The organism is Actinopolymorpha sp. B17G11, assembly GCF_040196095.1.
Taxonomy (GTDB): domain Bacteria; phylum Actinomycetota; class Actinomycetes; order Propionibacteriales; family Actinopolymorphaceae; genus Thermasporomyces.
Window position 1 is genome coordinate 86,770 of record NZ_JBEFTW010000014.1, and the last position, 13,730, is coordinate 100,499.

Here is a 13,730-nt window from a genome sequence, read left to right on the forward strand (position 1 = left end):
CGGCACCCACCCGGCGAACCGGCTCGGACCGGCGTGCACATGACCACGTTCAGCATGCGTACGTAATCTGACCGTGGTGTTCGACACCGGTGTAGACGGGCAGAAGCATGCTGAACGTGGTCATTCAGGGCACGAGAGGCTTCCTGATCTGCTTACTTCCTGGCTTGCTTCCTGGCTTGCTTCCTGGCCTACTTCCTGGCCGCGAAGGCGTAGAGGTTGCCGTCCCAGGCACCGACCAGCAGCGCGTTTCCGGAGATCGCGGGACCGGACGCCACCCAGGTGCCGATCTCGTAGCTCCACTGTTCACTGCCCGTCGCCCGGTCGAGGGCGTAGACGTGTCCGCCGTTGGACCCGACGTACACCGTGTCACCGCTGACCGCGGGAGCCGACAGGACGCCACCGAGGTACGGCTTGCCCGGCAGCAGAACACTCCACACGACCGCACCCGTACTGACGTCGAGTGCCGTCACCCGGCCGTCCGGGAAGCCGACATAGGCAGTGTCCTCGACAACTGCCGGTGTCGCCGGTGTCGCGTTCTGTGGAATGAACGACGGCCCCGGGCTCCGGTAGGTCCACAGGTCGGCGCCCGTCGTCGCGTCTCGTGCGATGAGGCCGTTGTTCGAGCCGATGAAAAGCCGGTTGCCGGCCACCATCGGCGTTCCGTCCTGCCAGCCGCCGAGGCGGGCCGTGGCGACCCACAACTGCTGCCCGGTGGCGGCGTCGTAGGCGATCACGCGGTCGGCGGTCTCGTTGCCGACGTAGACGCGCCCGTCCGCCACCGCCGGGGTCCCGTCGCTCATCGTCGCTCCGGTCATCGGTGACTCCCAGACCGGAGTGCCGGTCTTCGTGTCGAGGGCGGCCAGCAGGCCACGGCTCGCCGCACCGTGTCGCGTCTGGTAGGGCCAGTAGACCTTCCCGTCGGCGACCGCGGGGGAGTAGTAGGAGTACTTCCGCTGGATGGCCGGCGGATCCGCGGCCTCCGCCTCCCGCTTCCACCGGAGCGCACCGGTCTTTGCATCGAAGGCGTACAGCGTGGCATTCAGGGTCGGTACGAACACCAACCCGTCGGCGACCGCGGGAGTGCCGTGCACCGAGGCATCGGTGCGCGCGGACCAGACCCGCTTACCCGTCGTCATGTCGACCGCATGGACGGCGTTGGTCTTGACGTCGTTCTCATCGCGCGTGCCGACATAGGCGATTCCCCCGGCGATGACCGGGGAACCGGTGAGGATCGCGCCCGGCGTGCGATAGGTCCAGGCAAGGTCGAGCCCCGGTGCCAGCACCTCGGAGGCGACCCCGCTGTGACTCGGGTCGCCATGGAACTGCGGCCAGTCGGCACCCGCCTGGATCGTGGGCGGTGCCGCGTCGGTCACCGTGTACGTCGTCGTTGTCTTCCACCGTGCGCCACCGGACGCGACGGCCTCGACGTCCACCCGGTGCTTGCCTGGCGAACGAGCACTGGACGGGTAGCCGCCGTACCACGTGAAATCGCCGGAGCGCGCGAGGTCGCGCCACTGGCCTCCGCCGTCGAGCCGGTAGCGGACCTGCCGCACCTCGTCGGCGGTGTGGTACGCGTTGACCTGGATCTCCTTCAGCGCCCTCGCCGACACCTCACTGTCCGGCCCCGGGTTGGTGACCGTCAGCGCGCGGTCCACTCCGTACATCCGGAACGGGTTGTCCGAGCCCTTCCCGCGCATGTGGACGTAACGGAACCCACGCGGGCTGTGGTCGATCGTGTAGGAGCTGGAGTTCGTCTGCACGTGGCGGGCGCCCTTGACCCAGGTCAGGTCGGCCTGGTTGGAGTGCTCGTGGCCGACCAGGACCAGTTCGGTGTCGTAGGACTCGAAGAGCTGCTGGAAGGCGTCGTAGGCGGTCGGCGAGCCGAACGGCACGTTCATCGGCTGGTGCATGAGCACCACGACACGCTTGTCCTCCGCGTGGGTCTGGAGGTCCTGCAGCAACCAGGCGTGCTGCTCCTCGAACGGGGCTGCGCCGTTGTTCTCGAGCACCACGAAGTGCCGGTCGCCGTAGCCGAAGGAGTACCACTCCGGGCCGACGTGCCTGCGGTAGTTGTCGATCCGCGCCGGGTAGGTCGGCTCGCCGCCGTTGAAGTACTCGTGGTTGCCGACCGCTGGCCACACCGGTAGAGCCGACGCGGCCGTGGACCGCAGGTAGGACTCGAACTCCGCGTCGGTGGCGTTGTTGGTGAGGTCGCCACTGATCTGGACGAACGCCAGGTCCTGCGCGGTGTCGTTGATCTGCTGGAGTTGGGCGGCGACGTTTGGGTTGACGTGGGTGTCCGCGACGTTGGCGAAGGTGAAGTCACCTTGGCGCAAGTTCGGGTCGGGACGTAGCGCGAAGTCCGCCTCGACACTCGCGCCGTCGGCGAGCTCACCGAGGGTCCGGTAGAACTGCGGTGTCTTGAACTCGTCGGTCGCCACGGCGTAGCCGGCCGGCTTGCTGAGGTAGATGATGTCGGTGATCCGCCGGTCGACGTCCACATCGAGCGAGTAGCCGCCCTGGTCGTCGGTCTGGACCGTCCTGGCACCGTCGGAAACGCTCACGTCCGGGATTCCGGGCTCGCCCGCGTCCCTTTGGCCGTTGCCGTTGCTGTCGCGGTAGACGACGCCGGTCACCCCTGCGGCGGTCGGGTCGACCGCTTGCGCGATCACGGGTGTGAGTGGTGGGGCGAGGACCAGCGCAGCCAGAATTCCTGTGCTGGCTCCGAGCACGAGTCGCGCCGACGCAGGCGCGCCGCGCACGCCACCGAGACCGTTTGTCGTTCCCATGTCTGGTGCTCCGATCAGGTGAGGAGACGCTGGAAGAACCAGGTCATGGCGAGCATCGCGGCCACCGTGGTCGCGACGGTGTGGGCGATGGAAGACCAGGCGAAACGACGGATGAACAGCAGCAGCGGAAAGAGAACGCAGATGAGCAGGACCTGGCCGAGCTCGATGCCGAGGTTGAAGCTCGCGAGGGAACCGATGAGTCGTGGCGTCAACCCGTCGGTGAAGTTCAGGGTGCTGGAGAAGCCGAGGCCGTGCAGCAGCCCGAACCCGAACACGATGCCCAGCCGATGGCGCGACTCACCACCGAGAATGTTCTCGGCCGCGACGTAGGCGATGGACAACGCGATCAGCGGTTCGACGACCTGACCCGGGACCTCGACCAGGCCGACCGCGCCGAGCGCGAGGGTGAGGCTGTGGGCGACGGTGAAACTGGTGGCTACCTTGACGACACTGCCCAGGCCGCGCGCGCCGATCAGCAGGACGGCGAGGAAGAGCACATGGTCGAAGCCACCGAGAATGTGCTCGACCCCCATGACGACGAACCGGCCGAGTGCGGTGAGGACGGCAGTACGCCCCGCTTCGAGCTCCCGGTGCCCCTGGTCGAAGACGAACACCCCGCTCGTGCCACCGATCTGGTAGTCGACGACATTGGTGTGATTGTCGACCACAGCGTCCTCGGTGGAGAAGACTCCGTAACGCACGCGATAGCTGCCGTCTGGCTTGCCGGGACACTGATATACTAGGGCACTTTCGATGTACGGCGTCCCTTGGCGATGGACCAGGCCGGCGTTCTCGAACTCGCCCTCGCACTCAACTCCGTCCAGTGAAACTGTCACCCGACCGGAGAGATAGCGCGCCAACTCCTCGCGCCGATCCACCATTCGCTGAGCACGTCCGGCGTCGGTGTCGCCCCTCGCCGGAGCGGCCAGGCCGGCGGCCGCGGCGAGCACGTCGTACTCCAAAGTCGTGACGAACCGCACGTGCTCGCCATCCTGACGGATGACGGAGGTCCCTTCTGACGAACGCACATGAGCGAGTGCGGACGTGGGCGCGCACACGGCACAGGCCATGGCGACGACGACGAGATACCACCGACCCCGGGTGATCACAGCCCTGGAGAATAGGCGAGACAATTAGCCAGTTCGAGGGATGGATCAGAAACGGACACATGAACATCTCGTGTCCGGAAATATCCCGACCAGGTTTGCCCGGTGTGTTGACAGCGACAATGCTTGTATACCGGGACGGGCCGTTCTTACTGCGGACGACGTGACCTGCCGGTCGCCGCGCGCGTGCGCGTTCGGGTCCCGGACTCTTTCCGCCTACCAGTTCTCTGGGCGTCCGCCGGCTTCGTCCGCCGAGCCGCCTTCATCCGCCGGTCGACGACGTACGAGCCAGCCGCCACCACGGCGGCCACCGGCCACTCGACGACCCCCATGGCCGCGACTGCCGCGAGCCCGCCGTACCACAGCATCTGACCGGCCCGCCCGTTCGGCTTACCGTCCGGCATCCGCGGAAGCTGCATCCGTGGCATCTGTGGCATCCGTGGCATCGAGGGACGTGGCAGTCGGGCGAGCGAGCCTGCGAGGGAGCGTGGTAGCGGAAAGTGCCAGAAGTCCAGATGCGGCATGGTCGGATGGGGAACCGGCACGTCGACCGTTGTAGAAGGCCGTCTGCCCGATGTCTTCGGGGACAACCGCTGTGCTCGTTTCGCGGCGCCGCGACGCCCACTGGACTTTTTGGCCGTGGTCTTCGCCGTTCTACCGGTCGTGGCCCGTTTGGCGGGCTGTCGCTTCGCGGTCGTGCGCTTCGCGGTCGTGCGCTTCGCGGTGGTGCGCTTCGCACCTACCCGCTTCGCTCCCACACGCTGACCTCCCGCGCGCTTCGCTGTGGTCCGCTTCGCGGGTGTACGCCGTGCCGTGCGTCCGTTCGCGCTCTTCTTGGTCGGACGCTTCGCCGAGCGCTTGGCCGTACGCGTGGTTGTATCTGCCATGACCGCCCCCTTCGCGTCACGAGTCTCAACGGTCGGTTCGCGATGCTGTAGAGCCGAAGGTCCTCGAAGCCGAGATGGCGAGTTGTGTTCGACCCGGATTCTCCTGCCGTTCACCTGAAGGCTCCTTGCTCGCCGCCCACACTCCTTAGCGTCAAGCGTTGTCGTCGAGCACTGTGTCGACGGCCGAAGACGACAGAAGAGGCCGAGGGAGGCCACGCAGTGGAAACCGTCTTGTACGCACTGGCCGGCGCGGCGTTGGCCGCTCTGGTGGACGTTCTGGTCAAGGAGCTCTACACGGCGTGCCGGAGGCGTCTCGGGGCGGCCTGACCCGTGCCGCGGGCCGGTATCGCCGGGTCCTCTAGGCTCCGACCATGGACGAACGCATTCTCGGGCGTACCGGTCGCAAGGTCGGCGTCGTCGGCATGGGCGCGTGGCAGCTCGGTGGTGGCTGGGGCGACGTCAGCACCGCCGACGCGCAGGCGACGCTGGCGGCGGCGGTTGAGGCGGGCATCACCTTCATCGACACGGCGGATGTCTATGGCGATGGGCGCAGCGAGCGACTGATCGGTCAGTTTCTCGCGGAGCATCCTGATGCCGGCCTCACCGTGGCGACGAAGATGGGCCGCCGCGTCGCCCAGGATCCGGCGCACTACACGTTGGCGAACTTCCGGGCCTGGACGGACCGGTCCCGGGAGAACCTCCGCATGGACACCCTGGACCTGGTCCAGCTGCACTGTCCGCCCACGCCGGTCTTCTCCTCCCAGCGGGTCTACGACGACCTCGACACCCTGGTCGCCGAACGGCGGATCTCGGCGTACGGCGTCAGCGTGGAGACGTGTGCGGAAGCACTCGCCGCGATCGCGCGGCCGGGAGTCGCGAGCGTCCAGATCATCCTCAACGCCTTCCGCCTCAAACCGCTCGACGCGGTGCTGCCGGCGGCGCGGGAAGCGGGCGTCGGCATCATCGCCCGGGTACCGCTCGCCAGCGGACTGCTGTCGGGGAGGTACGACACAACGACCCGGTTCGGCGCCGATGATCACCGTACTTACAACCGGCAGGGCGCGGCGTTCGATGTCGGCGAGACGTTCTCCGGCGTCGACTTCGAGGTGGGGCTCGCCGCCGTGGCGCGGCTGCTGCCGCTGGTGCCGCCCGAGACCACGATGGCGGAGTTCGCACTCCGCTGGATTCTCGACCAGCCCGGTGTGAGCGTCGTCATCCCTGGGGCTCGCAACCCTGCCCAGGTCGGGTCGAATGCGCGGGCGGCCGGACTCGCCCCCCTGCCAACGGCGACGCACGGGGCGGTCCGTGCTGTCTACGACGAGCTGATCCGCCCACAGGTGCACGACCGGTGGTAGCCACGACGTCCTGACCCATCTCACCCGCTGCGGAGGGCGACTTCGGCGTCGATCGCCTCGACGCTGGCGCTGTCTCGTGGAGGGAGAGCGTGGCATGGGCTACGAGGTGCGTCGTACGGGCGGCGGTACGAACGACACGCGGAGTGTCCGACGACGACTTGTCGCCGGAGTTGCCGCGGTGACCTTGTTGGGGTCGGGGATGATGGCCTGCGAAGGCCCCGAGCCGACCGAGCGTTCGAGTCCCGCGAGTCCCGCGAGTGCCATGGTGACGCCGACGGCAAGGCCGAGCGGAACACACGCCGTCTGCGCGAATGCCGAGGCGGTCTGGAAGTCTCTGAACTCCCTGCTGAGTCGGGACTTCACCGGGATCAATGGCGCTGAGGCGGCGGTCAAGCGCCTCCAGGCCGACCTTCGCCGCCTGCGCGCGTCGGCTTCCGGGGAGGTCAGGCAGCAGGCCGCTGCCCTGTCCGCCAGCGTTGCCGACCTCGGGAGCGCGGTGCGGCGCGTGCGGGATGGGGAGAGCCCGACCGAGATCTGGCCGCAGGTCAGGTCCGCCGTGAACGAGGTGGAGACGAACGCGGCGAACCTGCGGGAAAGCCTGGACTCGATCTGCCCACATCGTTGACGCCGGCCGCTCCTGCGGCCCGGACCTCACCGCATCATTGGCCGGTCGCCTCGGACGGGTTTATCGCCGACAGGGCGGCCGCCCCACGGCTGGACCGTCCTGCGTCCAGCAGGGTCAGAGGCAAGCTGGTCACTGGTCGAGGACGGTCTCTTCGTTCGGGTGGACGAGGGCGGTGGCCCCCTCGATCGCGAAGATCTCGACAGTGGTCCCTTCCGGGATGACGAGGGACGAGTCGTACGGACGGGCGGTCCACTCCTCGCCCCCGATTCGCACCCGTCCGGCGTGCCGGGTGATCTCGTGCAGGACCAGGGCCTCCTTGCCGACCAGTGCGGCCGCCCCGGAGCGAATGAGGGGAGCCTTGCGGAGTGCGTGCTGTCCGAGCGGGCGTACGAATACGACAAGCAGCAGCGCACTCACCGTGAACGCGACCAATTGGAACGGTGCCGAGGCACCGAACGCCGCCACCATCATGGTCGTGAGGGCGGCTCCAGCGCCCATAGCGGGATAGAGGGTGAGGCTGCGAAGCTCGGCGACTCCGAGCAGCAGCGCGATGACCAACCAGACGATCCACGCATCCATAGCTCACCTGCTCTGCGGGCGTGCCCCACTCACGACCGTAGTCAAGAACTGGCCTCGGGGAGCAGGAACGGGCCTGCGCAGATGGGGGGAATCGACCGGAACCGGGGCAGGCCGGATCAGTTCCGAGGCGATGCCGTCGGACCTTCTCGGTCCACGCCCGATGATGACCGCGGGTTCGCTTCGTACGGCTTCGGATGCGACGACCGGCACTGGTCATGCGTGGTATGGAACGAGCCTGGTCCAACTGGTACCGTCCGGGTGCATCGGTGACAGGCGTGACCTCCAAGACAATCGGGGACCTTTCCCCTTCGGCGTGGTCGTGTCCATCCCGGACAGCTGAGGACGATTCCTCACCTTCGGTGAGGTTTCCTGCGAAGGAGTGAGTCCATGGGCGAGTCAGGGCCAGAGAGTGCGGCGACGAGCTGGTCGGGATTCACGTCCCGGCGCAACTTTCTCAAGGCCGTCGGTGCTGCCGGCGCGTTGCTCGGCGGCGGCGCGGTGCTCAGCGCCTGCAACAGCGACGGGCCCGGCGGGTCATCGAGCGACGTGACCCTGAACGTCAGTGCGGACGGGCCCTACGGCCCGATGCCGACGAAGAAGGAGCAGAAGGCCTCGATCGGCAGCCTTGCCTACGCCGAATCACTGCAGGCGTGGCTCAAGAAGAACCCTGGCGTGCAGTTCAAGAAGGTGAGCGTCAACGTCTGGGACCAGGAAGCCATCACCACCGCCCTGACCGGTGGGACGGCGCCGGCGGCTTTCGTCAGCAACGTGATCGGGAGCTGGGACGCGGCGGGTATCCGGTCTGCCTTCCTGCAGGGCCTTGCCGCCGACGTCACCGAGCACGTCGACGAGAGCAAGCTGTTGCCGCGGCTCGCCGACTATGCCCGGCCGATCTGGGAGAAGATCTGGACCGTCAACGGCAGCTACTACGCAGCCCCTTCGTCGTACAACGTCGGCGTCGGCATCCACTATCGCAAGGACCTGGTCAACGAGCTGGGTCTGAAGATGCCCGCGCCGGGATGGACCTGGGCCGACGTCCGCGAGCTGGCCAAGGGCATGACCGAGGGCAAACGTAAGGGCATCGCGCTGCAGAGCTGGGGGCTGCAGGGTGGTGTCTCCGCGGAAGGGCTTGGTCTGCTGTCGGAGATTCCCGCGCCAGAGACGCCGTGGAACTGGACATGGGACTATTCGTCGAACGTCGACCACTGGGCGCGGATCATCGGTGAGATGCGCGACATGCGGTTCGAGGACGAGTCGGTGATGGCCGACGTCACCTTCGGCGACGGCGAGATCTGGAACGCTTTCGTCCGTGGTGACGCCTGCATGCACATGAACACCGTCGTCTTCTACACGGCCGAACCGACCGCCGACACGACCCACATGGCGTTGGCGAAGAAGCTCGACAAGCCACTGGAGGACGTCGTCGGCTGGGCACCGCCGCCGACGGGCCGCAACGGTTACCGCCCGGACCTGTCCCAGGGCCAGATCGACGCGGTGTCGTTCAGCCCGGACCTCGACGACGACGAGCTGTCGGCCATCTTCGACCTGCACGTGTACATGATCGGCGAAGGCTTCGTCAAGCAGAAGAACATGCTGTACGAAGAGACCAACGATCTCAAGCAGGTCTACAACTTCGACAAGATCACGCCGGTGTTGAAGGACACACTCGACGGGATGCCAGGCTCGCCGGAGGAGGCGTGGGGCACGGAGTTCATGGAGGCGGTCCGGGCGGCCGGCGACCACGAGCTGATGCCGAACACGGCGTGGTACATCCCCGTCGAGGAACAGGTCGGGCCGACGTCCGAAGCCGTCGACGACGCCTTCTCGAAGTGGTGGTACGAACGAGGCGACGTCGACATCGCTGCCGACCTGTTGCGTACGGAGAGTGTCCGCAACACCCAGGCGAAGAGCTTCACCTCGAGTATCGCGGACGAGGAGTTCACGGCCGGTGCGCGCAAGTACTACGAGGCACACGACGCGTTCTGGCAGCAGAACGCGCCGGAGTTCTACGACGGCGTCTTCCGCTCCTGGTACGAGCAGAAGATCCGTCCCGCCCTCGACGCCTGACCAAATCCTGGTGATCATGATCGTGATCACGAAGGTTCGCCGGACGTATGGCCCTCTTTGGCTTCACAGTTCTGTTCTCTTTCATGATCACGGGACCTTGGTCGCCCCATCGCATGATCATGAAGTGGATCCGGGCCAGGAAGGGAAACGGGGCTATCGGTCCGCGAATCCTTCATGATCACGATCATGATCACGGGATGGTCGGGGCACGCGCGAGCGCGGAGCACAACAGGTGTCGAGGTCAGTGCAGGCGTACCCGCGGGTCGAGGACGGCGTAGGCGAGGTCGACCAGAACGTTGGCGACGACCACCGCCACCGCCGCGAACATCACGATCCCGATGATGACCGGTAGATCCTGTTGGGTGATCGCGTCGATGGCGGTCTTGCCGAGGCCGTCGATGCTGAACACCGTCTCGGTGACGATGACGCCGCCGACAAGCTGGCCGAGATCGATCCCGAACTGCGTGACGACCGGCGTGAGCGCGCTGCGCAGCCCGTGTCGGTAGATGACCCGATGCTCGCGAAGTCCCTTGGACCGCGCGGTTCTGATGTAGTCCTCGTCCATGACGTCGAGCATCGAGCCGCGGGTGAGCCGGGTGTAGGTGGCGGCGAGGACAAGCGCGAGTGTGAGCCAGGGCAGGACCAGATGCCGCATCCATTCCAGCGGGTTCTCGGTGAACGGAAAGTAGCCGCCTGGCGGAAAGATCGTGAGACCCGCGAGTGTCAGCTCGTAGTAGCAGACGAAGAGCAACAGCAGCCCGAGCAGGAACGTCGGCATCGAGTAGAAGAAGAGCGCGGACCCGGTGATCGCCCGGTCGACCCACGATCGCGCGCGCACGGCCGCCAGGACACCGCCGACCACGCCGAGCAGGATCCAGATGACGGCCGCACCGAGCGCCAGGGACAGGGTGGCAGGTAGGGCCTGCGCGATGATCGTGGTGACCGGGACCTGGTGGTAGTAGTCGAAGCCGAGGTCGCCGTGCAGGGCGTTCCAGCAGAAGTCGAGGTACTGCCGCCACACGGGCTGGTCGAGGCCGAGACGCCGCTCGATCAGGGCGATGGTCTCAGGAGTCGCCTGCCGACCAGCCAGTGTCCGCGCGACGTTGTTGGGCGCGACGTAGAAGAGGGCGAAGACCATCATGGTGATGAGCACCAGGACGAGTACGCCGTGGGAGATGCGCCGCACCAGGAACCGCGTCATCAGCGGTCCGTCCCCCCGAAGGCGTCACGGACACCGTCCCCCAGCAGGTTGAACGCCAAAGTGGTGAGGACGAGCGCGGCACCTGGGAAGACGATGTACCACCACGCCACCTGGTAGTAGTTCACGGCGTCGCTCAGCATGCCGCCCCAGGTCGGGGTCGGGGGTGGTACGCCGAGACCGAGGAACGACAGCGTGGCCTCGACCACGATGACGGTCGGGACGAGCAGGGTGGTGTAGACGATGATCGGCGCGAGGACGTTCGGCAGGACGTCGACGAAGATGATCCGCCAGTCGCTCGCCCCCAGCGAACGCGCCGCCTCGACGAACTCCCGCTCGCGGACGGACAGCACCTGGCCCCTCACGATGCGCGCGACCGCGGCCCAGCTGAACGCGCTGATCGCCAGGACAGCGACGGCGAGGCTCGGCCCGGTGAGCGACACCAGGGAGATCGCGAAGAGCAGGAACGGGAACGACAGCACCACGTCGACCAGCCGGGCGAGCACGGTGTCGACGACCCCGCCGAAGTAGCCGGCCGCCAGCCCGACCACGACGCCGGTCGCCACGGTGAGCAGGGTCGCGACCACGCCGACGAGCAGCGAGATGCGGGCGCCGTACGCGATCCGGACCACGAGGTCACGCCCGAGATCGTCGGTTCCCAGCCAGAACTCGCGGCTCGGCGGCGTGGGCAGTCCGTCGGGCGTGAGCCCGGTCGTCCGGTACTGCGTGTCGACGCCGTGCCCGGTGAGCAGGGCGAACACGGGGGCTCCGGCCGCGACCGCCACGATGAGCACGATGACCACGGCGGACCCGATCGCCACCCGGTCCCGGCGCAGCCGCTCCCACGCGAGCCGCCACGGGTTGCGGGCCTGGATCGTGCCCGCGGGCTCGTTCGCGTCGAGCTCGAAGTCGAGCTGACCCGGGACGGTCACGGTGGACCTCCACCGTTCGGGTCGCCACGCCATTCGGTGTGCTCGGCCGCGAGTCGGGGTCGCTCGGCCGCAAGCCGCTCCCCAGCCTCGACCGGGTAGTGGCAGGCGGTGAGGTGGCTGGCCGGGTCACCGGCCCGGCGGATGAGCGCTGGCACTTCGGTCACGCAGAGGTCCCGCGCCTTGGGGCAACGCGGGTGGAACCTGCACCCGGTCGGCGGGTTGATCGGCGAGGGCACGTCGCCCCGCAGGATCACCCGCTCCCGCCGGTCGGCCAGGTCAGGATCGGGCACAGGCACCGCCGACAGCAGGGCCGCGGTGTACGGATGCCGGGGCCGCGCGTGCAAGCCCTCGGCGTCGGCGATCTCGACGATCCTGCCCAGGTACATCACCGCGATCCGGTCGCTGACATGGCGTACGACGGCGAGATCGTGGGCGATGAAGACGTAGGTGAGGGCGAGTTCGGCCTGCAGGTCGGCGAGCAGGTTGATGATCTGCGCCTGGATCGAGACGTCGAGCGCAGAGACGGGTTCGTCGCAGATGAGCAACTTCGGCCGCAGAGCGAGGGCGCGGGCGACCCCGATCCGCTGCCGTTGTCCACCAGAGAACTCCGCGGGGAACCGGTTGTAGTGCTCTGGGTTGAGCCCCACGAGCCTCATCAGCTCCCTGACCCGGCGCCGGCGTTCGGCCCCTCGCGCAACCCGGTGGATCGCGAACGGGTCGCCGATGATGGAGCCGACCCGGCGCCTCGGGTTGAGCGAACCGTAGGGATCCTGGAAGACCAGCTGCATCTCCCGACGCAGCCGGCGGACATCTCGGCGCGCCATCGTGGTGATCTCGTCGCCGTCGAAGACCACCCGCCCCGACGTGACGTCGTACAGCCGGGCCATGCAGCGGGCGAGCGTGGACTTGCCGCACCCGGTCTCTCCGACCAGGCCGAGGGTCTCGCCGGGTCGGACCGAGACGCTCACGCCGTCGACCGCCTGCACATGGTCAGTGCTCCGGCGTAGGAACCGGTCCGACCGCAGGGGAAACCACTTCACGACGTTCTCCAACCGCAGCAGGGCGTCGGCATCGCTCGCTGGCGCCGGTGTGTCCGTGAGCGGCGGTTGGCCGTCAGTTGCCATGGCCGCTGCTCTCCAGGTCTGACCGGGCGGCGACTCTTGCGGCCTCGTCGACAGGCAACCAGCACGCGGACCGGTGGGCGTCCACGCCGTAGACCGGGCGCAGCGGAGGGACGTCGGTACGACAGCGGTCGAAGACGTACGGACAACGGGGATGGAACGGGCACCCTCCCGGTATCTGGATCAGGCTCGGCGGCGTGCCGGGGATCGGCCGCAGCCGCCGGTGTACGGCCTGGTCGGAGGGCAGCGAGTTCAACAGCCCCTCGGTGTAGGGGTGGTGGAACCGGTAGAACAGATCCCTTCGGCCCGCGCGCTCCAAGACCGCACCGGCGTACATCACGACGATCTCGTCGGCGACCTCGGCCACGACGCCGAGATCGTGGGTGATGAGGAGGACCGCCATACCGGACTCGCGCCGCAGTCCGGCGATCACCTCCAGGACCTGTGCCTGCACGGTGACGTCCAGGGCCGTGGTGGGTTCGTCGGCGATGAGCAGGACGGGTCCGAGCGCCATGGCCATCGCGATCATGACCCGCTGCCGCATGCCGCCGGAGAACTGGTGCGGGAAGTCGTCGACCCGTCGTTCGGGTCGGGGGATCCCTACCCGGGCGAGCAGATGGATCGCGCGCTCGCGTGCGTCCGCCCGCGACACCGACCGGTCGTGTGCGCGGACCATCTCCGCGATCTGCCAGCCGACCCGATAGTACGGATGCAGGCTGGACTGGGAGTCCTGGAAGATCATGCCGATCTCGGCTCCCCGGACATCCCGCAGCTCATCCTTGCCCATCGCCAGAAGGTCCCTGCCGGCACCCTGATCGCCGTCGCCCGCTGTCAACCGATCCTCGCGCGTCGCCATGTCTCTTCCCGCGAACAGTGCCCGCCCACTGACCTCGGCGCCACGAGTGAGCCCGACGAGGGCCTGGGTCGCGACACTCTTCCCCGATCCCGACTCGCCCACGATCGCGAGCGTCTGTCCGGCGGCGACGTCGAAGGAGATCCCGCGCACGGCGTGGAGCACCCCGTCGGAGGTACGGAACGCCACCCGCAGGTCCGTCACCGCAAGGAGTGGAC

The 13,730-nt window shown here is 67.7% G+C and carries 11 protein-coding genes; 3 read left to right on the top strand and 8 right to left on the bottom strand.

The features are described 5' to 3' along the window. Positions 1 to 188: 188 nt before the first annotated feature. The 3 genes from ABN028_RS16445 to ABN028_RS16455 form a co-directional block, all read right to left on the bottom strand. Complete coding sequence (locus tag ABN028_RS16445; protein WP_349697185.1) at positions 189 to 2,789, bottom strand: outer membrane protein assembly factor BamB family protein; 2,601 nt, start codon at positions 2,787 to 2,789, stop codon at positions 189 to 191. A 14-nt stretch (positions 2,790 to 2,803) separates the two neighbouring features. Further along, positions 2,804 to 3,898: a HupE/UreJ family protein gene (locus ABN028_RS16450; RefSeq protein WP_349328681.1), complete on the bottom strand. Its 1,095-nt coding sequence runs from the start codon at positions 3,896 to 3,898 to the stop codon at positions 2,804 to 2,806. 146 nt (positions 3,899 to 4,044) lie between these two features. After that, positions 4,045 to 4,323 (bottom strand): hypothetical protein, encoded by a 279-nt coding sequence (locus ABN028_RS16455; RefSeq protein WP_349697186.1) that lies wholly within the window; start codon positions 4,321 to 4,323, stop codon positions 4,045 to 4,047. An 830-nt stretch (positions 4,324 to 5,153) separates the two neighbouring features. On the opposite strand from ABN028_RS16455, the gene ABN028_RS16460 reads away from it, so the two are divergent. Further along, on the top strand, positions 5,154 to 6,137 hold the full coding sequence (locus tag ABN028_RS16460; RefSeq protein ID WP_349697187.1) for an aldo/keto reductase: 984 nt from the start codon (positions 5,154 to 5,156) through the stop codon (positions 6,135 to 6,137). A gap of 94 nt (positions 6,138 to 6,231) precedes the next feature. After that, entirely contained in the window at positions 6,232 to 6,762 is a 531-nt protein-coding gene (locus ABN028_RS16465; protein ID WP_349328677.1) for a hypothetical protein, read from the top strand. A gap of 129 nt (positions 6,763 to 6,891) precedes the next feature. Here ABN028_RS16465 and ABN028_RS16470 read toward each other — a convergent pair whose 3' ends face one another. After that, complete coding sequence (locus ABN028_RS16470) at positions 6,892 to 7,341, bottom strand: NfeD family protein (RefSeq protein ID WP_349328676.1); 450 nt, start codon at positions 7,339 to 7,341, stop codon at positions 6,892 to 6,894. A 387-nt stretch (positions 7,342 to 7,728) separates the two neighbouring features. On the opposite strand from ABN028_RS16470, the gene ABN028_RS16475 reads away from it, so the two are divergent. After that, positions 7,729 to 9,408: an ABC transporter substrate-binding protein gene (locus tag ABN028_RS16475; RefSeq protein ID WP_349697188.1), complete on the top strand. Its 1,680-nt coding sequence runs from the start codon at positions 7,729 to 7,731 to the stop codon at positions 9,406 to 9,408. Positions 9,409 to 9,649: 241 nt separating this feature from the next. Here ABN028_RS16475 and ABN028_RS16480 read toward each other — a convergent pair whose 3' ends face one another. Genes ABN028_RS16480 through ABN028_RS16495 form a run of 4 tightly spaced genes read right to left on the bottom strand, consistent with a single transcriptional unit; the run spans position 9,650 to position 13,716 of the window. Next, entirely contained in the window at positions 9,650 to 10,609 is a 960-nt protein-coding gene (locus ABN028_RS16480) for an ABC transporter permease (protein WP_349697189.1), read from the bottom strand. Further along, entirely contained in the window at positions 10,609 to 11,538 is a 930-nt protein-coding gene (locus tag ABN028_RS16485; RefSeq protein ID WP_349697190.1) for an ABC transporter permease, read from the bottom strand. The genes ABN028_RS16480 and ABN028_RS16485 overlap by 1 nt, the downstream gene beginning before the upstream one ends. Beyond that, on the bottom strand, positions 11,535 to 12,662 hold the full coding sequence (locus ABN028_RS16490) for an ABC transporter ATP-binding protein (RefSeq protein ID WP_349697191.1): 1,128 nt from the start codon (positions 12,660 to 12,662) through the stop codon (positions 11,535 to 11,537). The genes ABN028_RS16485 and ABN028_RS16490 overlap by 4 nt, the downstream gene beginning before the upstream one ends. Then, the gene (locus ABN028_RS16495) at positions 12,652 to 13,716 is read right to left on the bottom strand and encodes an ABC transporter ATP-binding protein (protein ID WP_349697192.1); all 1,065 of its coding nucleotides are present in this window, start codon (positions 13,714 to 13,716) and stop codon (positions 12,652 to 12,654) included. Before ABN028_RS16495 ends, ABN028_RS16490 begins: the two co-directional genes overlap by 11 nt. Between the last annotated feature and the right edge of the window lie 14 nt (positions 13,717 to 13,730).